The 20,279-nt window shown below is 64.2% G+C and carries 14 protein-coding genes and 1 riboswitch; of the genes, 8 read left to right on the forward strand and 6 right to left on the reverse strand.

Going from position 1 to position 20,279, the window contains the following annotated elements; genetic code table 11:
* The first annotated feature begins 51 nt into the window (after positions 1 to 51).
* Positions 52 to 507 (forward strand): DUF4232 domain-containing protein, encoded by a 456-nt coding sequence (locus L2Y97_RS03205; RefSeq protein ID WP_247432897.1) that lies wholly within the window; start codon positions 52 to 54, stop codon positions 505 to 507.
* A gap of 60 nt (positions 508 to 567) precedes the next feature.
* Here L2Y97_RS03205 and ahcY read toward each other — a convergent pair whose 3' ends face one another.
* Positions 568 to 2,001: an adenosylhomocysteinase gene (gene ahcY, locus L2Y97_RS03210; RefSeq protein WP_247432900.1), complete on the reverse strand. Its 1,434-nt coding sequence runs from the start codon at positions 1,999 to 2,001 to the stop codon at positions 568 to 570.
* Positions 2,002 to 2,020: 19 nt separating this feature from the next.
* Positions 2,021 to 2,109: riboswitch (S-adenosyl-L-homocysteine riboswitch) on the reverse strand.
* A gap of 95 nt (positions 2,110 to 2,204) precedes the next feature.
* Here ahcY and ppc point away from each other — a divergent pair.
* Positions 2,205 to 4,910, forward strand: coding sequence for a phosphoenolpyruvate carboxylase (ppc, locus tag L2Y97_RS03215; protein ID WP_247432903.1), 2,706 nt, complete (start codon positions 2,205 to 2,207; stop codon positions 4,908 to 4,910).
* 219 nt (positions 4,911 to 5,129) lie between these two features.
* Entirely contained in the window at positions 5,130 to 7,115 is a 1,986-nt protein-coding gene (locus L2Y97_RS03220) for a methyl-accepting chemotaxis protein (RefSeq protein WP_247432906.1), read from the forward strand.
* 9 nt (positions 7,116 to 7,124) lie between these two features.
* Here the strand turns inward: L2Y97_RS03220 and L2Y97_RS03225 are convergent, their stop codons facing one another.
* The 3 genes from L2Y97_RS03225 to L2Y97_RS03235 are packed head-to-tail and all read right to left on the reverse strand — an operon-like array spanning position 7,125 to position 11,295.
* Complete coding sequence (locus L2Y97_RS03225; protein ID WP_247432908.1) at positions 7,125 to 9,008, reverse strand: ATP-binding cassette domain-containing protein; 1,884 nt, start codon at positions 9,006 to 9,008, stop codon at positions 7,125 to 7,127.
* A gap of 36 nt (positions 9,009 to 9,044) precedes the next feature.
* Positions 9,045 to 10,088, reverse strand: coding sequence for an aldose epimerase family protein (locus L2Y97_RS03230; protein WP_247432910.1), 1,044 nt, complete (start codon positions 10,086 to 10,088; stop codon positions 9,045 to 9,047).
* Between the two features lie 28 nt (positions 10,089 to 10,116).
* The gene (locus L2Y97_RS03235) at positions 10,117 to 11,295 is read right to left on the reverse strand and encodes a XylR family transcriptional regulator (protein ID WP_247432912.1); all 1,179 of its coding nucleotides are present in this window, start codon (positions 11,293 to 11,295) and stop codon (positions 10,117 to 10,119) included.
* A gap of 152 nt (positions 11,296 to 11,447) precedes the next feature.
* Here L2Y97_RS03235 and xylA point away from each other — a divergent pair, with 152 nt between their 5' ends.
* The 5 genes from xylA to L2Y97_RS03260 all read left to right on the forward strand — a co-directional run bounded on the left by xylA (position 11,448) and on the right by L2Y97_RS03260 (position 18,215).
* The gene (xylA, locus tag L2Y97_RS03240) at positions 11,448 to 12,764 is read left to right on the forward strand and encodes a xylose isomerase (RefSeq protein ID WP_247432913.1); all 1,317 of its coding nucleotides are present in this window, start codon (positions 11,448 to 11,450) and stop codon (positions 12,762 to 12,764) included.
* Positions 12,765 to 12,777: 13 nt separating this feature from the next.
* The gene (xylB, locus tag L2Y97_RS03245; protein ID WP_343218387.1) at positions 12,778 to 14,283 is read left to right on the forward strand and encodes a xylulokinase; all 1,506 of its coding nucleotides are present in this window, start codon (positions 12,778 to 12,780) and stop codon (positions 14,281 to 14,283) included.
* Between the two features lie 32 nt (positions 14,284 to 14,315).
* The gene (gene xylF, locus L2Y97_RS03250) at positions 14,316 to 15,326 is read left to right on the forward strand and encodes a D-xylose ABC transporter substrate-binding protein (protein WP_247432915.1); all 1,011 of its coding nucleotides are present in this window, start codon (positions 14,316 to 14,318) and stop codon (positions 15,324 to 15,326) included.
* A 134-nt stretch (positions 15,327 to 15,460) separates the two neighbouring features.
* The gene (locus L2Y97_RS03255) at positions 15,461 to 17,029 is read left to right on the forward strand and encodes a xylose ABC transporter ATP-binding protein (RefSeq protein WP_247432917.1); all 1,569 of its coding nucleotides are present in this window, start codon (positions 15,461 to 15,463) and stop codon (positions 17,027 to 17,029) included.
* 40 nt (positions 17,030 to 17,069) lie between these two features.
* Positions 17,070 to 18,215, forward strand: coding sequence for a sugar ABC transporter permease (locus L2Y97_RS03260; RefSeq protein ID WP_247432919.1), 1,146 nt, complete (start codon positions 17,070 to 17,072; stop codon positions 18,213 to 18,215).
* 131 nt (positions 18,216 to 18,346) lie between these two features.
* Here L2Y97_RS03260 and L2Y97_RS03265 read toward each other — a convergent pair whose 3' ends face one another.
* A complete protein-coding gene (locus L2Y97_RS03265; RefSeq protein ID WP_247432921.1) occupies positions 18,347 to 18,871 on the reverse strand; it encodes a DUF4142 domain-containing protein in 525 nt (174 codons plus the stop codon).
* A gap of 160 nt (positions 18,872 to 19,031) precedes the next feature.
* Positions 19,032 to 20,252 carry a methionine adenosyltransferase gene (metK, locus tag L2Y97_RS03270; RefSeq protein ID WP_247432923.1) on the reverse strand — a complete coding sequence of 407 codons (1,221 nt, stop codon included), beginning with the start codon at positions 20,250 to 20,252 and terminating at the stop codon, positions 19,032 to 19,034.
* Positions 20,253 to 20,279: the final 27 nt, after the last annotated feature.

Here is a 20,279-nt window from a genome sequence, read left to right on the forward strand (position 1 = left end):
GCAGTTCGGGCAAGATGGTGCGTGCCTATTTCCCGCTCCGGAGACCGCGCCATGCCCGCATTCACGCCCAACGTCCCGCCGTGTACGGCCGAGATGATCACGCTGGCTACCGATGACCGCGGTGGCGATCTCAACGGCATGTCCCACGCTGGCACGTACCTGGTGCTGACCAACAAGAGCGGGCAGGCCTGCACGCTGCTCGGCTTGCCATCGGTATCGATGAAGGATGCGAAGGGCTTGGTGCTGCCGATGAAACGGCAGGCGCCCGTGGGGATGCACCCAGGTCCGGTGGTGGTGCCGTTGCGGCTGGAACCGGGCGCGAGCGCGCGGGCATCGCTGCGCTGGGTATCGGGCGATGTGTATGACAACGGGCGTTGCGTCGATGCGGCGCGCGTGGAGGTGCGCATGGGCAATCAGGTGCTGGCCACGGGAATCACAGGGCACCTGTGTGGTGAAAGCGGGCAGCCTGTCGCATTTGAACAATCGCCGTTGACGAGGAATACCTGACGCAAAAAAAAGAGGCGCCCTCATCGGGCGCCTCCTTCGTTACCGCAGAACCACCGCTGATCAGTAGCGGTAATGATCCGGCTTGTACGGGCCTTCCACCGGCACGCCGATGTAATCGGCCTGGTCCTGGGTCAGCACGGTGAGCTTCACGCCGATCTGCTCCAGGTGCAGGCGCGCCACTTCCTCGTCCAGCTTCTTCGGCAGGCGGTACACGGTGTTCTCGTACTTGTCCTTGTTCGCCCACAGGTCGAGCTGGGCGAGGGTCTGGTTCGAGAAGCTGTTCGACATGACGAAGCTCGGGTGGCCGTGGGCGCAGCCGAGGTTCACCAGGCGGCCTTCGGCCAGCATGTAGATGCTGTTGCCGGTCGAAGCGAAGGTGTAGCGATCCACCTGCGGCTTGATGTTCTCGCGGGTCGCATCCTTCGATGCGTTCAGGCGATCCATCTGGATCTCGTTATCGAAGTGGCCGATGTTGCAGACCAGGGCGTTGTTCTTCATCTTCGCCATGTGTTCCAGCGTGATGATGTCCTTGTTGCCCGTGGTGGTCACGTAGATATCGCCGAGGCCGAGGGTCTCTTCGATCGTGGTGACCTGGAAGCCTTCCATCGCGGCCTGCAGGGCGTTGATCGGGTCGATCTCGGTCACGATCACGCGAGCGCCGAAGCCCTTCAGCGAGTGCGCGCAACCCTTGCCCACATCACCGTAACCGCAGACCACGGCGACCTTGCCGGCGACCATCAGGTCGGTCGCACGCTTGATGCCGTCAGCCAGCGATTCGCGGCAGCCGTAGAGGTTGTCGAACTTCGACTTTGTGACCGAGTCGTTGACGTTGATGGCCGGGACCAGCAACTTGCCGGCTTCGGCCAGCTGGTACAGACGGTGCACGCCGGTGGTGGTCTCTTCCGAAACGCCCTTCCACTCGGCGGCGATCTTCTTGAACCAGCCGGGACGGGCGGCGGCGGTCTTCTTGACCAGATCCTTGATGACCTGCTCTTCGTGGTTGCCGCTGGGGGTGTTCACCCAGTCGGAACCGTCTTCCAGCTCCACGCCCTTGTGGATGAACAGGGTGGCGTCGCCACCGTCGTCCACGATGAGCTGCGGGCCGAGCTCACCCGGGTGGGTCAGCATGTCGAGCGTGCAGTCCCAATATTCCTCCAGCGATTCGCCCTTCCAGGCAAACACCGGCAGGCCGCCGGCGGCCAGGGCGGCAGCGACGTCATCCTGGGTGGAGAAAATGTTGCACGAGGCCCAGCGAACCGAAGCGCCCAGCTCGCGCAGGGTCTCCGCCAGCACGGCGGTTTCCTTGGTGACATGCAGCGAGCCGGAGAGGCGCACGCCCTTCAGCGGCTTTTCCTTGGCGTAGCGGGCGCGGATCTGCATCAGGCCCGGCATTTCCTCTTCCGCCATGCGGATGCGGCGGCGGCCGAGGTCAGCGAGCGAGATATCACGGACCTTGAAGTCCTGGGTGGCGTTGTCTTTGGTGACAGCGTTCATGGTGGCGTAGCTCCGGATGGTTACGGGGGCGCCGTTTGCACGGGAAACCGCGCCGAGCCTGGCCATCGGGGCAAAAAACCCCCTCCGGTCGCAGCGCCCCTCGGCGGGCAAGATCAGTCGCCGATTATATCGCGGAATCCGGATGATCAGATGAATACACTTTTTTATGTACTCTCGGGGTTCGCCCCCGACCTGAGTGACTGATGGAAGCTGCACGCGATCCCGAATTCCTCCCCCATGACGGCCCCCTGCGCGAGGACGTACGCCGCCTTGGCGCCCTGGTAGGCCAGATGCTGGCTGAGCAGGGCGGGCAGGCCTTCTTTGAACGGGTGGAGGCGGTCCGTACCGCCGCCATCCACCGCCGCCGTAGCGGGGCCGCCGTGGATGCCCTGGCCGGCACCCTGACGGGGCTGGGCGCCGACGACGCCGAGGCGCTGGCCCGGGCCTTCGCCACCTATTTCCAGGCGGTGAATACCGCCGAGCGCGTGCACCGCATCCGCCGTCGCCGCGATTACCAGCGCGAGGGCGGGGCGCCGCAGCCGGAATCGCTGGCGGCCGTGGTGGGCCAGCTGAAAAACGAGGGTGTGACCGCCGAGGAGCTGACCACGCTGCTGGGCAAGCTCGATGTGGAGCCCGTGTTCACGGCCCATCCCACCGAAGCGGTGCGCCGTTCGCTGCTGGAGAAAGAGCAGGAGATCGTCCGCGCCCTTGTCGACGAGTTTGACCCGACCCGCACTCCGCAGGAATTGCGCGATGACGATGCGCGCATCCTGATGGCGCTCTCGGCGGGGTGGCAGACGGCCGAAGCCTCGCCGGTACGGCCCAGCGTCTCGGATGAGTTCGACCACGTGGGGTTCTATCTTTCCCGGCCGATCTACCGTGTACTGCCGGCCCTGTATGAGTCGCTGGAACAGGCGATTGCCGAGCACTACAGCGAGGGTGTGGTGGTGCCACGCGTCCTGCGCTTCGCCACGTGGGTGGGTGGCGACATGGACGGCAACCCCAACGTCAATGCCGATACGATCGCCGCGACGCTGGCTGCCCAGCGATCGCTGGTGCTCGAGCGCTACGTGGAGGGTGTGAACGAACTGGGCCGGCTGCTTAGCCAGACCGACGATCGCGTGTCCCTGGACGATAAGCTCGGTCGCCGCCTGGACGATTACCGCGAACAGATGCCCGCCGCGGCCTCGCGCATCCGCCCGCGCCACGCGGATATGCCGTACCGCGCGTTTCTTACCTTCGTCGCCGAGCGGCTGGAGGCCACCTTGCATGAAGGCGATGACGCCTATGCCTCGGCCGGCGAGTTCATTGACGACATTGCACTGGTGGAGAAGAGCCTGCTGAACCACGGTGGCCGCCACGCCGGCGCCTATGCCGTCGGCAGGCTGCTCTGGCGGGCGCGCACGTTTGGCTTCCACCTGGCACGGCTGGATGTGCGCCAGGATGCGCGCGTGCATGACGAAGCGCTTTCCGCGCTGCTTGATGATGCCGGCTGGGCTGATCGCGAGGCCGATGCACGGGTAAAGACATTGCGTCCTTACGCGGCGGGCGAGCGCAGTTTCGTCGCGGGGGATGACCACGATGCCGCGGGCATGCTGCGCAACGTATTCGCCACGCTGGCCGAGTCGCGCAAGCGCTACGGCACCGAGGCCACGGGCCTCTACATCATCAGCATGGCCGAGACCGCGGCCGATGTCCTTGCCGTGTTGGCGCTCGCGCGCCGCGGCGGCCTGCTGGAAGGCGGCCGCGTACCGCTGGATGTCGCGCCACTGTTCGAAACCATCGATGACCTCAAGGGCGGCCCGGCCACGCTGCAGGCATTGCTCGATGACCCGGTATACCGCGCACACCTCAAGGCACGCGGTGATCGCCAGTGGGTGATGCTTGGTTACTCCGATAGCGGCAAGGATGGCGGCACCGTCGCCTCCAAGTGGAGCCTGCAGCGCGCCCAGGTGGAGTTGCTCGAAGTGGCGGCGAAGGCCGGCATCCGCGTGGCGTTTTTCCACGGCCGTGGTGGTTCCGCCAGCCGCGGTGGGTCGCGCATTACCCCTGCACTCATGGCCTCGCCGCGCGGTTCTGTGGGCGGTGTGCTGCGCGTGACCGAGCAGGGCGAGGTGATCCACCGCAAGTACGGTATCCGTGCCCTCGCCGTGCGTAACCTGGAACAGACGCTCGGCGCGGTCATGCGCGCATCGCTGCGCCCGCGCGTGGCGGAAGTGCGTGAATCGGGCTGGAAGGATGTGATGGTTCGCCTCTCGGACGAGAGCCGCAAGGCGTACCGCGCGTTCGTCGACATGGAAGGCTTCGTCGACTACTTCCGTGGCGCCACGCCCATCGATGTCATCGAACGGATGACGCTCGGTTCGCGCCCCGCACGCCGTCGCAGCATGAAGGGCGTGGAAGACCTGCGCGCCATCCCGTGGGTGTTCTCGTGGACGCAGTGCCGTGCGGTGCTCACCGGCTGGTACGGGCTGGGTAGCGCGCTGGAGACCGTGGCGAAGGAATGCGGTGAGGAGACCCTCGGGCGCATGGCGAAGGAGTGGGCCTTCTTTGCCACCATGCTGGATGATGTGGAGATGGTGCTGGCCAAGGCCGATATCGATATCGCCGAGGCGTTCTCTGAACTGGCCGGACCGTTGCACGCAAAGTTCTTCCCGAAGGTGCGTGAAGAGTTCGAACGCACGGTAGCGTGGGTGCTGCGCCTGAAGGGCGCGAACGAACTGCTCCAGCGGGAGCCACGCCTGGCCACTTCCATCCGCCTGCGCAACCCGTACGTGGACCCGATGAGCCTGCTCCAGGTCGACCTGCTCAAGCGCTGGCGCGCCACGGGTGGGAAGGACGATGCGCTGTTGAATGCCCTCGTTGCCTGCGTCAACGGTGTGTCGCAAGGCCTGCAGAACACCGGTTGACGCACCCCGCCCCGTAGGAGCCCACCCTGTGGGCGACATCTTTTCGCGATCAGGCAGCAGCCCCTGCAGCCCGATCGCGAACAGCGTCGCCCACAGGGTGGGCTCCTACACGGCGGCACAGTCTCAGCGGCTTTGCGGCTAAAGCTGGCTCGAACCCTGCCGAAAACGACGTTACATGCCGCATAAATTGCGACAGGTCACCTTTTCTGCAGGTTCCTCATGAAAGACACCCTCCGTCGTGCCCGCTGGCGCGGCCTGAGCGTGGGCGCGCGCCTCACGCTGCTGGTCGTGGCCATTGTCTCGCTTGGCATCGCCTTGTTGACCCTGCTCGTCACGACCATGGTCTCAAGGGAGCTGGAGACGCGCTCCCGCGATGACCTGGCCCGCGGCAACCACGCCATCATCGCGATGGTGAACACCTTCAGCGGTGCGCTCCTCGCCGAATCCGACCGCTTCCTCACCGTATTCGAGAGCTATTTTCCTGCGGGTACGCTCGCCGTCGATCCCCTGAAGCGGGTGAAGATGGGTGACCGTACGGTGCCGGTCATGGCGATGGGCGGCAAGGCGATCAATGGTGATTTCACGACGGTCGATGAGTTCTCCGACCGGGCCCATGTTGTCGCCACCATGTTCGTGCGCGATGGCCAGGATTTCATCCGCGTTACCACCTCGCTGAAAAAGCAGGACGGTTCGCGCGCGGTGGGTACATCCATCGATCACGCCCATCCGGCCTTCCCCCTCCTGCTTTCCGGCAAGGGCTACGGTGGCCCGGCGATCCTGTTCGACAAGCCCTACATCACCCGTTACGAACCCATCCGTGACGCGGCTGGCAACGTGATCGGTGCATGGTTCGTCGGCGTGGAGATCAGCCAGGAAATGGCCGCGCTGCAGGCGCAGATTTCGTCGATCCGCATCGGCGAGACGGGCCACTATTCGGTGATCGATGCGAGCCCTGGCAAGCGCTATGGCTCGTATATCGTGGACCCGGCGCTCAACGATGCCGAAGGCAAGGCCGATGGCGCGGCGCTGAAGGTGCTCGATACCGACGGCCAGTCGTTCTATGGCCGCATGCTGTCCGCTGGCAAGGGAGAAACGCGTTATCGCGTCGCCGTGGGTGGGCACGACATGGAGCGCCTGGCGGTTTACGAGACCGACCCGTCGTGGCACTGGATGGTGACCGGTACGGTCGACATGGATGAGCTTTATGCGCCGGTACGCCACCTGCGCAACATGGCGATCGGCAGCAGCCTCGTCATCATTGCCGTACTTTGCGTGCTGCTGTTTATCGCGATCCGTGTGCGGATCACGCGGCCGCTTTCGTCGGCCGTCCAGGCCGCCAGCCGCCTGGCCGAAGGTGACCTTACGGCGCGCCTGGGTTCCACGCGTGGTGATGAAATTGGCCAGCTCATGAACGCCATCGATGGTATTGGCGATGGCCTGGGCTCGATTGCGCAATCGGTGCGGCGGGCGACGGCCAGCATGGCGGGGAGCACCTCGGAGATCGCGGCGGGCAACACGGATCTTTCCATGCGTACGGAGCGCCAGGCAGCGGAACTTCAGATGACGGCGGCGAGCCTCGATCTGCTGACCCGTACCGTACGCGACAACGCGGGTAATGCGGCGCGCGCCAGCACGCTGGCGGAGGGTGCCAGCGTCGCCGTGCAGCAGGAAGCCGGCGCGATGGCCGAAGCCGTCGCATCGATGAACGGTATCCAGGCGTCAGCCCAGCGTATCGCCGATGTCATCGGCATCATCAACGGCATTGCATTCCAGACGAATATCCTGGCGCTGAATGCCGCCGTGGAAGCGGCGCGTGCAGGCGAGCAGGGTAAGGGCTTTGCAGTGGTGGCGGAGGAGGTGCGCAACCTCGCGCAACGCAGTGCCAAGGCAGCGAAGGAAATCGAGGCGCTGATTACCGAGTCGGTCGCCCAGGTGGATGCTGGCCACGGCCTCGTGACCGAGGCGGGCCACAACATGCAGGCGGTGATCGGCCGCATCCGTGACGTGGCTGAGCTGATGGGCGATATCAGCCGCGCATCCACCGCACAGTCCGAACAGATCGGCCAGATCAATCATGCGGTCTCGCGCATGGATGATTCCACCCAGCAGAATTCGGCGCTGGTGGAAGAGGCCGCGGCGGCGGCCAAAAGCCTCGAAGACCAGGCCGCGGAACTGGCGCGGGTCGTCGAGGTGTTCCGGCTCTAGGCTGGAGGGTTACCCCTCCAGCTCTTCCCACCGCGCAAACGCCGTATCCAGTTCGGCCTGCAGCTTTGCCAGCTCTTCATTGCCCCGCGTGATCGCAGCGGCATCCTGCTGGTAGTACTTCGGATCGTTCATCGCTTCGGTGCGCTTTGCGATGGCGGTTTCCAGCTCTTCCAGCTTCGCAGGCAGCAGGTCCAGCTCACGCTGCTCCTTGAACGAGAGCTTCTTCTTCGCGGCAGCCGGCGTCGGTGCCGGTGCAGCCGCCGGTGCTGCTGGCGTCGGCTTGGCGGTGGCCGCTGCGGCGGCCTTCGCGGCGGCCACGATCGGCTTCTGACGCAGCCAATCGCTGTATCCGCCGACGTATTCGCCGATCTCGCCATCGCCTTCAAGCACCAGCGTGCTGGTGACGACGTTATCGATGAAGTCGCGATCGTGGGAGACGAGCAGCAGCGTGCCGGTGTATTCGCCCAGCAGTTCTTCGAGCAGTTCCAGCGTTTCGACATCCAGGTCGTTGGTCGGTTCGTCCATCACGAGCAGGTTGGACGGTTGCGCGAACAGTTTGGCCAGGAGCAGGCGGTTGCGTTCGCCGCCCGACAGGCGGGTGATCGGCGCGCGGGCGCGCTCAGGCGAGAACAGGAAATCCTGCAGGTAGCCGATGATGTGCTTGCGCTGCCCGTTCAGCTCGATGTACTCGCGGCCTTCGGCCACGTTATCCAGTGCATTCAGGCGATCGTCCAGCGCGATGCGGTGCTGGTCGAAGTAGGCGATCTCCAGGCCCGTGCCGAGTACCACGGTGCCTTCCTGCGGGGCGAGCTGGCCCAGCATGATCTTCAGCAGGGTGGATTTGCCGGCGCCGTTCGGCCCCATGATGCCAACACGGTCGCCGCGCATGATCGTCGTCGAGAAATCGCGGATCAGCGTGCGGCCATCGTAGGCCTGGGTGACATGCTTCGTCTCCACGACCTTGCGGCCGGAGGCCTGCGCATTGGCCATGGTCATCTTGGCGTTGCCCGTGCCCTCGCGGCGTTCCGAGCGTTCGCGGCGCATGGCCTTCAGCGCGCGCACGCGGCCTTCATTGCGGGTGCGGCGCGCCTTGATGCCCTGGCGGATCCACACTTCTTCCTGGGCCAGCTTGCGATCGAAATGCGCGATGGCCTGGGCCTCGGCGTGCAGGCGCTCTTCGCGGCGGCGCAGGTAATTATCGTAATCGCCCGGCCAGCTGCTCACCTGGCCGCGGTCGATCTCGACAATGCGCGTGGCCAGCGAGCGCAGGAAGCTACGGTCGTGGGTGATGAAGACGATGGCGCCGGCAAAGCCCTTCAGGAAGCCTTCCAGCCACGCGATCGCTTCGATATCCAGGTGGTTGGTGGGCTCATCGAGCAGCAGCAGGTTCGGGTCGCGGACCAGGGCCTGGCCCAGTAGCACGCGACGCTTCATGCCGCCGGACAGATCGGCGAAATCGGCGTGCTCAGGCAGTTCCAGGCGTTCAATGACGTTTTGTACGCGGGCATCCAGATCCCAGGCATTGTTCGCCTCGATCTGCGCCTGGACATCGCCCAGGCCATCCATGTCGCCTTCTTCCAGCAGGTGGTGATAGCGGGCCAGCAGGTGGCCCAGCTCGCCCAGCCCATCGGCCACCACATCGAACACACTGCCCGACGTGTCCTGCGGCACTTCCTGGGTCAGCCGCGCCACGCGCGTGCCACCCTGCAGGCGGATCTCCCCATCATCGGGCTTCAGCTCACCTGCGATGAGCTTCATCAGCGTGGATTTGCCAGCGCCGTTGCGGCCGACGATACAGACGCGCTCACCCAGGTCGAGCGAAAGATCGACCTGTTCAAGCAGGAGGGGGCCGCCGACGCTGTAGTCGAGGCCAAGGATTTGGATGAGAGACATCCGCCTATTGTAGCTGGCCCCGGGGCCAGCCGGGCCCTACAGGGTGTCGAGGCGGTAGCGGGTGAGCTGGCGGTAGGTGGTGCCGGGGCGCAGGATGGCGCCTTCGGCCAGGGGGGTATTCACCTGGTCGGGGAACGCCTGTGCCTCAAGGGCGAACCCGGCGAACGCCGCATAGGGGTGGCCCTCCCGGTTCATCTGCCCGGTGAGCTTCTGGCCGCTGTAGAACTGAAGCCCCGCGCGGTCTGTTTCCACGGTGAGACGGCGTCCGCTCGAGGGTTCGGTGACCACGGCGACCACGCGTGGCGTGCCCGGGGCCGTGCCGTACGGGACATAGCAATGATCGAAGCCACCGGCCACGCGCAATTGCGCATCCGGCCAGTGCAGGCGTGACCCAATAGGCGCCGCTTCGCGGAAATCGAACGCTGTACCGGAGACATGCCTGCGCTCGATCGGAATGGCCTGCTCATCCGTCGCAAGGAACTCTTCCGCGTCGATGCGGATCACGTGGTCGCGAATATCCGGGCGGCGGTCGTTGAGGTTGAAATAGGGATGGGCCGTCACGCTGAAGGGGGTTGGCGCGTCCGCGGTCGCTTCGTAATCGAGCTCCAGCGCCCCATCGTCGTCAAGCGCGACGCGCAGCTGCACCCGCACTTCGCCCGGGAAGCCGCCGTCGCCTTCCGCCGAAACCAGGCGGAACAACAGTGCGTCGCCATCCCGCTCGACATCCCAGCGCCGCAGGTGGAAACCATCGTGGCCGCCGTGGAGATGATTGTCGCCATCGTTGCGGTCCACCTTGTGCTCGATCCCATCGAGCTGGAAACGGCCGCCGCGGAGACGGTTGGCCCAGCGGCCGACGATACCGCCCATATAGGCACTGGCAGAGAGATAGTGCGCGGCGTCGGGGTGGCCCAGCAGTACCTCGCCGAGCTGGCCTTGCCGGTCGGGTGATTGCCACGAGAGCAGGGTAGCGCCCAGGTCGCTGATATCGACCCGCGCGCCGCGCGCGTTGCGCAACGTCCAGCGATGGAGGGAGCGTCCGTCGGGCAGGGTGCCCCAGGCGGTGGGTTCGGAAATAGGCATCGGGGAGAACGGTCCGTGCCGGCGACCTTCAGGAGGTGGCCGTCTTGCGGTGGGATTCGAGGTATTGGCGCGGCGTGCAGTCATACTCACGGCGGAATACCGCATACATGTATTGCAGCGACGTGAAGCCGCAGCGGATGGCGATATCCGCGAGTGTGGTATCGCCGTTGATGATCAGGTCGCAGGCCGTATCGAGCTTGTGCTTCAGGATGGCCTGGTGCACGGTCTGCTTCAGCTCGCGCTTGAAGTGTTCCTCGAGCACCGTGCGCGATACGCCCACGTAATCGGCGACCTGTTCGGTCTTGATGCCCAAGCAACCGTATTGGCGAATGTAATGGCTGGCGCGCATGACGTGCGGGCTGCGCATGGGCTGGAAGCGGCTCGATACCTGCACGTTGATTCCCACGGGCGGGACAATTACGCGGGTGGTCGAGCAATCCATGCCACGTAGCATCTGGTGCAACACGTGCGCCGCAGTGCGGCCCATTTCTTCCGCGCCCTGGATCACGGAGGTCAGCGGTATGCGGTTCAGCAGCTGCGCCATGGGGTCGTTATCGATACCCACGATCGCCACCTGCTCCGGGACCGCAATGCCACCGATGACGCAGGCCTGCAGCAGCTGGCGGGCACGCGCATCGGTGACGGCGATGATGCCGATGGGCTTGGGCAGGCTGGCCAGCCATTCCACCAGGTGTTCCACCGCTTCACCCCAGCCGCCCGCGCTGGTGGGCGAGCCCTCGTACACGATGCCTTCCACGTTTTCCGCCGCCACGATGGCCCGGAACGCATGCTCGCGCTCCTGTGCCCAGCGGCTGCTGGTGGTGGCCGGGATCCCGTAGAGGGCAAAGCGAGACAGCCCCTGCTCGATCAGGTGATCGTAAGCAAGCCGTACAAGACGCGCGTTGTCCGTGGCGATGTAGGGTACGCCCGCCGGGTAATGCGTCGGATCCTGGTAGGAGCCGCCCACGGCGACCACGGGGATGTGCAACTCGCGCAGCGCCTCCTCGGCCTCCGGGTCGTCGAAGTCGGCAATGACGCCATCGCCCTTGAACTGGTGGATGTCGCGCATGCGGCTGCGGAAATCTTCTTCGAGGAAGAGATCCCACTCGACGCGGGTGCTGTTGAGGTAATGCCCAATGCCCGCGATGACCTGGCGGTCATAGACCTTGTTGGCATTGAACAACAGTGCGATGCGATGCGGTGCCATGAACGAGAAAACTAGCAGGGAACGCGCCCGGAGGCCATGACGCAGCGCGGCAGGAAAAAGGCAGAAGGGGTTAATGGAAATCGCAATTGCACCCAAACGCCCCGATAGCGAGCATCGGTAGGATTCGTCCCCACGTTCGTCAAGGAATTGTTATGTCGTACTTCTCCAGCATTCCGAAAATCACCTTCGAAGGCCCGGGTTCCGATAACCCGCTGGCGTTCCATCATTACGATGCCAACCGCAAGCTGCTGGGCAAGACGATGGCCGAGCATCTGCGCCTGGCGGTGTGCTATTGGCACACGTTCGTCTGGCCTGGCTCTGATGTATTTGGCGCGGGCACGTTCGACCGGCCCTGGCAGCAGGCGGGCGAGCCGATGGCGAAGGCGCGGGAAAAGGCCGATGCCGCATTCGATTTCTTCACCCGCCTGGGCACCCCGTTCTACACGTTCCACGACACCGACGTGGCGCCCGAGGGCAACAGTCTGGCCGAGTACCGCAACAACTTCGCGGCCATGGTCGATGTGCTGGAGAAAAAACAGGCCGAGACCGGCGTCAAGCTGCTTTGGGGTACGGCCAACGTATTCAGCAATCCGCGTTATGCTGCAGGCGCCGCCACCAACCCGCAGCCGGACGTGTTCGCCTACGCGGCCACCCAGGTGCGCCACGCCATGGAAGCCACCCACCGCCTGGGCGGTGAGAACTATGTGCTGTGGGGCGGCCGCGAGGGCTACGAAACCCTGCTCAATACCGACCTGAAGCGTGAGCGCGCACAGCTGGGTCGCTTCTTCCAGATGGTGGTGGAGCATAAGCACAAGCTCGGCTTCAAGGGCACCATTCTCATCGAGCCCAAGCCGCAGGAGCCCACCAAGCACCAGTACGATTACGACAGCGCCACGGTGTACGGCTTCCTCAAGGATTTCGGCCTCGAGAACGAAGTGAAAACCAACCTGGAAGCGAACCACGCCACGCTCGCCGGCCATTCGTTCCAGCACGAGGTGGCCACCTCCATTGCGCTTGGCCTGTTCGGTTCCATCGATGCCAATCGTGGCGATCCGCAGAATGGCTGGGATACCGACCAGTTCCCGAACAGCGTGGAAGAGATGACCCTGGTCACCTACGAAATCCTGAAGGCAGGTGGTTTCACCACGGGTGGTTTCAATTTCGATACCAAGGTGCGCCGCCAGAGCCACGAGGCCGCCGATCTCTTCCATGGCCATATTGGTGCGATCGATACGCTCGCCCTCGGTCTTGAGCGTGCGGTGAAGATGATCGAAAAGGACACCCTGGCCGAACTGAAGGCGAAGCGCTACGCGGGCTGGGATGCGGATTTTGGTACGAAGATCCTCAACGGCGGCTTCACGCTTGCTTCGCTATCCGACGAAGCCATCGCGCGCGACCTGCACCCGAAGCACGCTTCCGGCCACCAGGAGTTGCTCGAAAATATCGTCAACCGCTATATCTATGGGTGATATGAAACCCGACATGGAAGCATCGGCACCGCTGTACCTCGGCATTGACCTGGGCACGTCGTCGGTCAAGGCCGTCCTCATCGACGACGCTGGCGCCGTGCGCGCCAGTGCGTCCAGCCCGCTCACCGTATCCCACCCCAGGCCGCGCTGGTCGGAGCAGGATCCAGCGGCGTGGTGGTCTGCCACGGAAGCCGCGGTCGGCGATGTGTTGCAACGCGTGGATGGCCACCGTGTCGCCGCCATCGGCCTGTCCGGCCAGATGCACGGCGCCACGCTGCTCGATAAGTCGGACAACATCCTGCGGCCGGCCATCCTCTGGAACGATGGCCGCTCCGATGTGGAGTGCGCCGAACTCGAAAAGGTGCCTGGTTTCCGTGAGGTCACCGGCAATCTGGCCATGCCAGGCTTCACGGCACCCAAGCTAGCCTGGGTGCGCAAGCACGAGCCGGAGACCTTCGCCCGCGTGGCCAAGGTGCTTCTGCCCAAGGATTACCTGCGCCTTCGGCTCACCGGCGACTACATGACCGACGCCTCGGACGCAGCGGGCACGCTGTGGCTGGATGTGCGTAAGCGCCAGTGGAGCGACGCCATGCTGGCCGCCACGGGACTGGATCGCTCGCACATGCCGGAGGTGTTTGAAGGAAGCCAGCCTGCGGGGCGCCTGCGCAAGGAACTCGCCGATCGCTGGGGCATGAAGACCGTGCCGGTCGCGGCCGGCGGTGGTGATAACGCTGCCGGCGCCGTTGGTGTGGGCATCGTCCGCAATGGCCAGGCCATGCTCTCATTGGGCACCTCCGGGGTGTACTTCGCGGTTTCCGATGGCTATCGCTCCAGCCCGGAAACCGCGGTCCACAGCTTCTGCCATGCGTTGCCGGACACCTGGCATCTCATGTCGGTGATGCTCAATGCGGCAAGTTGCCTGGACTTCACGGGACGCCTAACCGGTTATCCGGACGTGGCCGCCCTGTTGGCCGACGCGGAGCACACCGGGTGGAAGAAGGGCGGCCCGCTCTTCCTGCCCTACCTGACCGGTGAGCGCACGCCACACAACAATCCACACGCCCGCGGCTCGTTCACGAACCTCGGCCCGGATACGGCGCGCGCCGATCTGGCCAATGCCGCGCTCGAAGGTGTCGGCCTCGGCCTGCTCGATGGTTTGCTGGCGGTCGAAGGTACGGGCCTGGTGTCGGAGGAAATCACCGTCATCGGTGGTGGTTCGCGTAGCGCGTACTGGACCCAGATGCTTGCCGACATCCTCGGCAAGCCGCTGGTACTGCGTGCCGGTGGCGAGGTCGGCCCCGCGCTGGGCGCGGCCCGGCTGGCCCGCCTGGCGGTGCAGCCGGGGGCCTCGCTGGACGAGGTTTGCCCGATGCCCCCGGTCACGGCGGTCCGCGAGCCCGATGCAGCGCGTCATGCTTATTTCCTTCAAACGCGCCACCCTTTGTTCCGCCGCTCCTACGAGCAACTCAAGCCGCTGTATTTAGACGCCGCCCGTGGCGACGATTTCCGCCCGTCCTGAAAGGGCGATTCCATAAGAAGATGGAGAACAGCATGAAGCAGAAGGCCCTACACACGTTGCTGGCCGTATCGATGGTGGCCGCAGGCGTTTTCGCACCGCAGGCGCACGCAAGCAAGGATAAGCCGGTCATCGGCTTCTCCATCGACGATCTCCGCGTCGAGCGCTGGACGAAGGATCGTGATTACTTCAAGGCGGCCGTCGAGGCCAAGGGTGGCACCGTATCCATCCAGTCCGCCGATGCCAATGAGCAAAAGCAGATCCAGCAGATCGAGAACCTGATCTCGCGCAAGGTCGATGTCATTGTCATCGTACCGTTCAACGCGAAGACCCTGACCACGGTCGTGGCCGAAGCGAAGAAAGCCGGCATCAAGGTGATTTCTTACGACCGCCTGATCCTCAATGCCGATGTCGATGCGTATATCTCGTTCGACAACGACAAGGTTGGCCAGATGCAGGCGCAGGGCGTCGTCAATGCCGCGCCGAAGGGTAATTACTTCCTGCTCGGCGGCGCACCGACCGATAACAACGCGAAGATCCTGCGCGAAGGCCAGATGAAGGTGCTGAAGCCGCTGGTGGACAAGGGCGACATCAAGATCGTGGGCCAGCAGTGGACGAATGAATGGCTGGCGTCGAACGCGCAGTCCATCATTGAAAACGCACTTACCGCGAACAAGAACAATATCCAGGGCATCGTGGCATCGAACGACGGTACCGCCGGTGGCGCCATCGCCGCGCTGAATGGCCAGAAGCTGGCCGGCAAGGTGGCCGTCTCCGGCCAGGATGCCGACCTGGCCGCGATCAAGCGCATCAAGGCCGGCACGCAGACCATGACGGTGTACAAGCCGATCAAGACCATCGCCACCGATGCCGCCGAGCTCGCCGTGCAGTTCGCCAAGGGTGAAACCCCTAACTTCACCTCCAAGCTCAACAACGGCAAGATCGACGTGAATACCATCCTGCTCACCCCGACCCTGCTCACCAAGCAGAACGTCGACCTGGTGGTGAAGGATGGCTTCTACACCCAGGCGCAGGTTGGCCCGTAAACCCATCGCGCCACCCCCGTAGGAGCCCACCCTGTGGGCGACATCCTTTCGCGAACGGCATCAGGGCCTGCGACACATCGCAGACAGCGTCGCCCACGGGGTGGGCTCCTACATCGGCCGTCGCCGCGGCTGCCATGCATGAGGAAGGTTCCAAGGTGAGCGAATACCTGTTCGAGATGCGCAACATCGTCAAGGAGTTCTCCGGCGTGCGCGCGCTCAATGGCATCAACCTGGCCGTGCGGCCGGGTGAGTGCGTGGGCCTGTGTGGCGAAAATGGCGCCGGCAAGTCCACCCTCATGAAAGTGTTGTCCGGCGTGTATCCCTACGGCACGTGGGAAGGCGAGATCCTGTTCGATGGCAAGCCGCTGAAGGCACATTCAGTGCGTGACAGCGAAGATGCAGGCATCGTCATCATCCACCAGGAACTGATGCTGGTGCCGCAGCTTTCCGTGGCGGAAAACATCTTCCTCGGTAATGAGATCCGCAAGTTCGGCGGTGTCATGGATTACGACGCCATGTATGCCAAGGCCGAAGCGCTGCTGGCGCGCCTCAAGCTGAAGGATGTGAACGTGGCCGCCCCCGTGATGAACTACGGCGGCGGTTACCAGCAGCTGTTCGAGATCGCCAAGGCGCTGGTGAAGAACGCGCGCCTGCTGATCCTGGATGAACCTTCGTCGTCGCTCACCTCGGCCGAGACGGACACGTTGCTGTCCATCATCGAGGACCTGAAGCGCGATGGCGTCGCCTGCGTCTACATTTCGCACAAACTCGACGAAGTGGCGCGCGTGTGCGATACCGTCACGGTCATTCGCGATGGCAAGCACATTGTCACCAAGCCGATGAGCGAAATGACCACGCACTCCATCATCACCGCGATGGTGGGGCGCGAAATCGAGAACCTGTTCCCGAAGATGGAACACGACATCGGCGAAGTCATCTTCGAGGCGAAGCACGTCACGTGCTGGGATGTGGCCAACCCTAATCGCAAGCGCGTGGACGATATCTCGTTTGAAGTTCGCCGCGGCGAGATCGTGGGTATCGCCGGGCTGGTGGGTGCGGGGCGCACGGAGCTGGTCTCGGCCATCTTCGGCGCATACCCCGGCCGTTACGAGGCCGAGCTGATCCTTGAAGGCAAGCCGATCAAGGTGAAGAACCCAGAGCAGGCGATCAAGGCCGGCCTTTCGCTGGTCCCGGAAGACCGCAAGCGCCAGGGCATCGTTCCCCTCCTAGGGGTGGGCGATAACATCACCCTTGCCACCCTCTCGCACTACGCGCATGCCGGCCAGATCGATCGCCAGGCCGAAATGCAGGTGGTCGATGCCGAGATCAAGCGGCTGCGCGTGAAGACGGCGAGCCCCGAGCTCGCGATCCAGGGTCTGTCGGGCGGTAACCAGCAGAAGGCCGTCCTGACCAAGATGCTGTTGCCCGAACCGAAGGTGCTGATCCTCGATGAGCCGACCCGCGGCGTCGATGTCGGTTCCAAGTACGACATCTACACGCTCATGTTCGAGCTGGCCGCCAAGGGCGTGGCCATCATCATGGTCTCGTCCGAAATGCCCGAGGTACTGGGCGTGAGCGATCGTGTGCTCGTGGTGGGCGAAGGCAAACTGCGGGGCGATTTCAAGAATGTTGGCCTGACCCAGGAGCAGGTCCTCGCTGCCGCGATTTCGCACGCCGCCGAAGGGCCCGCGCACGCGGCCTGACCTTTACCACTATTCAACAGCGTTACCAGGGAAGCCTTCCATGCAGTCCCAGAAAGTCCAGCAACTCTTCGTCCGGTACAAGATCCTCGCGCTGCTTATCGCGGTGGCGGTGATCTGGGTGTTCTTCCACGTGAAGACGGACCAGGCGTTCATCACGCCCAACAACCTCTCCAACCTGTTCCGGCAGATGGCGATCACCGGCATGCTCGCGTGCGGCATGGTGTTCATCATCATTGCCGGTGAAATCGATCTTTCGATTGGCTCCCAACTCGGCCTGCTGGGCGGCGTGGTGGCCATCCTTACCGTGAACATGGGCTGGGGCACATGGCCTTCGATCGGCGCGGTGCTCGTTCTCGGCATGCTGATTGGTGCGTTCAACGGCTTCATCGTCACGAAGATGCGGGTGCCGTCATTTATCGTGGGCCTGGGTGGCATGCTCGCCTTCCGCGGCATCGTGCTCTACGTGACCGGTAGTTCCACGATTGCGCCGGCGCCGGATGACCTGGTGCAACTGGGCCAGGGCTTTGTGCCCGTGGCGCTCTCGCAGTGGGTTGGCCTCATCATCTTCGTCGCCATGATTGGCCTCACGGTCCGCCGCCGCATGCGCCGGGCGAAGCTGGGCCTGCAGCAAGCCGCGCTGTGGATCGATATCGCCCGTCTCGTCGTGATTGGCGCGGTGATCTTTGGCTTCATCCGCATGCTGAATGATGCGAACGGCATTCCCATCCCGGTGATGATCCTTCTGGCGCTGCTCGCGGTATTCACCTATGTCTCGACGCAAACCGTGTTCGGCCGCCACATCTACGCCGTCGGCGGCAACATGGAGGCGACCCGCCTTTCGGGCGTGAACGTCGGCCGTGTGAAGCTGGTGGTGTTCGCGATCATGGGCCTGATGTGCGCGTTCGCCGGCATCATCACCGTGGCCCGTACGGGCTCGGGCTCACCCTCTGCGGGTACCGGCGGCGAGCTGGATGCCATCTCGGCCTGTTTCATCGGTGGCACCTCCATGCGTGGCGGTTCCGGCACGGTCTACGGCGCGCTGATCGGCGCCCTGGTCATGGCCAGCCTGGATAGCGGCATGCAGCTGATGGACGTCGACAACTCCTGGCAGATGATCATCAAGGGCGTGATCCTGGTGCTGGCCGTGTGGGTCGACGTGCTCTCCGGCAGCAACCGCAACGCCTGATCGCCATCTCGCCGCAGCGTAGACCAGCGTAGGAGCCCACCCTGTGGGCGACAGCTTTCACGAAGAGGCCGCATGACCCGCGGCTCCTCGCAAACAGCGTCGCCCACAGGGTGGGCTCCTACAGATCTGCGTTACTTGGGCAGGGCCTTGGCCATCTTCAGGTGCTGCCGGATGGTTGGCAGCGTTTCCTTCGCGAAGGCTTTCATCGCTGGGTTGGAGCCCTTCTCGGCCTCCACCTCGAACATCGCCACGGCCTTCTCATGGCCGGCTACCATCACCTTCGCGTACTGGCTGTCGAACTCCTTTCCGTTGAGTAGCTTCAGCGCATTGATGTCTTTCTGGTCATCCGGCGGCGGCGCGGTGGTGGTCGAGTAACCCTTGTCGCCGTTGCGCAGGCTTTCCAGCTTCTCGTTCGCCTTGGTGTGGTCATCCACCATGTGCTGGGCGAACTGTTTCACCTTCGCGGACGAGGCCTGCTTCAGCGCAAGTTGGCTCAGCTCGATCTCGGCCACGTTGGCGCCGGTGGCGTTCTGGTAGAAGCCGGCGTCGGTGGGCGTACCGCCCTGGCTGTCTTTTTCCTGCGCGGCGGTCGCGGTGAAGGGCAGGGCGAGGGCCAGGCCGGCGGCGAGCAGCAGGGGGCGAAGGGGCGTCGTCATGGGGGCGTCTCCGTTTTAGCTGCCCTTGGTGTCTCACTCACGCGATGAAACCGCCGTGACCCTGGCGGCTACGCAACGACCACACGCCCCCTGGATTCGGCGGCGCAAAAAAAACGCGCCCCGTGGGGCGCCCTTCTTGATCGAACAAGGCAGCCGTCGCTTAGCGGCGGGCGACCTTGCCGTTCAGGCCGGCGGCATCGCGCAGGATGTCGGCCTTGTCGGTCTTTTCCCACGAGAACGCGGTGTACTTGCTGCCGTCGGCGCCGGTGATCTCGTACGGCTTGCGGCCGAAGTGACCATTCGAAGCGGTCGGCTGGTAGATCGGGTGCACCAGGTCGAGCATCTTGATGATGCCGTACGGGCGCAGATCGAAGTGCTTGCGGATCAGCTTTTCGATCTTCTCATCGGGGATCTTGCCGGTGCCGAAGGTGGTGACCGAGATCGAGGTCGGCTCGGCCACGCCAATGGCGTAGCTGACCTGGATTTCGCAACGGTCGGCCAGGCCGGCAGCGACGATGTTCTTGGCGACGTAGCGGGCAGCGTAAGCAGCCGAACGGTCAACCTTGGACGGATCCTTGCCCGAGAACGCGCCACCACCGTGACGGGCCCAGCCGCCGTAGGTGTCGACGATGATCTTGCGGCCGGTCAGGCCGCAATCGCCCACCGGGCCACCGATCACGAACTTGCCGGTCGGGTTGATGTGGAACTTGGTGTCCTTGTGCAGGAGCTTCGCCGGCAGCACGGGCTTCAGGATCAGCTCGCGCACGCCTTCGATCAGGTCCTTCTGCTTCACGCCCGGATCGTGCTGGGTGGAGAGCACGACGGCGTCGATGGCCACGGCTTCGCCGGCCTCGTTGTAGCGCAGGGTGACCTGGCTCTTCGCATCCGGGCGCAGCCACGGCAGCGGCGAGTTCTTCTTCTTGCGGACCTTGGTCTGCTGCTCAACCAGGCGGTGGGCGTAGTGGATCGCCGCCGGCATGTATTCGCTGGTTTCGTTGGTGGCGTAACCGAACATCAGGCCCTGGTCGCCAGCGCCCTGTTCTTCGGGCTTCTTGCGGTCCACGCCCTGGTTGATATCCGGCGACTGCTTGCCGATCAGGTTCAGCACGCCGCAGGTCTCGCCATCGAAGCCGACTTCCGAGGAGTCGTAGCCGATATCGAGGATGACCTTGCGGGTCAGGGCTTCCAGGTCGATCCAGGCGCTGGTGGTGATTTCACCCGCGACGATGGCAACGCCGGTCTTCACCAGCGTTTCGCAGGCCACGCGTGCGCGCGGATCCTGGGCCAGGATGGCGTCCAGAACGGCGTCGGAGATCTGGTCGGCGATTTTATCCGGGTGGCCTTCGGAGACCGACTCGGAGGTGAAGAGGTAGCTGCTCATCGCGGGGATATATCCTTCTTTACGGAT

Source organism: Luteibacter aegosomatissinici (assembly GCF_023078495.1).
GTDB lineage: Bacteria > Pseudomonadota > Gammaproteobacteria > Xanthomonadales > Rhodanobacteraceae > Luteibacter > Luteibacter aegosomatissinici.

Bases quoted from the DNA above. Each gene is read 5' to 3' on its own strand.
- L2Y97_RS03205 (WP_247432897.1), top strand. From the start codon at position 52: ATGCCCGCATTCACGCCCAACGTCCCGCCGTGTACGGCCGAGATGATC.
- ahcY (WP_247432900.1), bottom strand. From the start codon at position 2,001: ATGAACGCTGTCACCAAAGACAACGCCACCCAGGACTTCAAGGTCCGT.
- ppc (WP_247432903.1), top strand. From the start codon at position 2,205: ATGGAAGCTGCACGCGATCCCGAATTCCTCCCCCATGACGGCCCCCTG.
- L2Y97_RS03220 (WP_247432906.1), top strand. From the start codon at position 5,130: ATGAAAGACACCCTCCGTCGTGCCCGCTGGCGCGGCCTGAGCGTGGGC.
- L2Y97_RS03225 (WP_247432908.1), bottom strand. From the start codon at position 9,008: ATGTCTCTCATCCAAATCCTTGGCCTCGACTACAGCGTCGGCGGCCCC.
- L2Y97_RS03230 (WP_247432910.1), bottom strand. From the start codon at position 10,088: ATGCCTATTTCCGAACCCACCGCCTGGGGCACCCTGCCCGACGGACGC.
- L2Y97_RS03235 (WP_247432912.1), bottom strand. From the start codon at position 11,295: ATGGCACCGCATCGCATCGCACTGTTGTTCAATGCCAACAAGGTCTAT.
- xylA (WP_247432913.1), top strand. From the start codon at position 11,448: ATGTCGTACTTCTCCAGCATTCCGAAAATCACCTTCGAAGGCCCGGGT.
- xylB (WP_343218387.1), top strand. From the start codon at position 12,778: ATGGAAGCATCGGCACCGCTGTACCTCGGCATTGACCTGGGCACGTCG.
- xylF (WP_247432915.1), top strand. From the start codon at position 14,316: ATGAAGCAGAAGGCCCTACACACGTTGCTGGCCGTATCGATGGTGGCC.
- L2Y97_RS03255 (WP_247432917.1), top strand. From the start codon at position 15,461: ATGCATGAGGAAGGTTCCAAGGTGAGCGAATACCTGTTCGAGATGCGC.
- L2Y97_RS03260 (WP_247432919.1), top strand. From the start codon at position 17,070: ATGCAGTCCCAGAAAGTCCAGCAACTCTTCGTCCGGTACAAGATCCTC.
- L2Y97_RS03265 (WP_247432921.1), bottom strand. From the start codon at position 18,871: ATGACGACGCCCCTTCGCCCCCTGCTGCTCGCCGCCGGCCTGGCCCTC.
- metK (WP_247432923.1), bottom strand. From the start codon at position 20,252: ATGAGCAGCTACCTCTTCACCTCCGAGTCGGTCTCCGAAGGCCACCCG.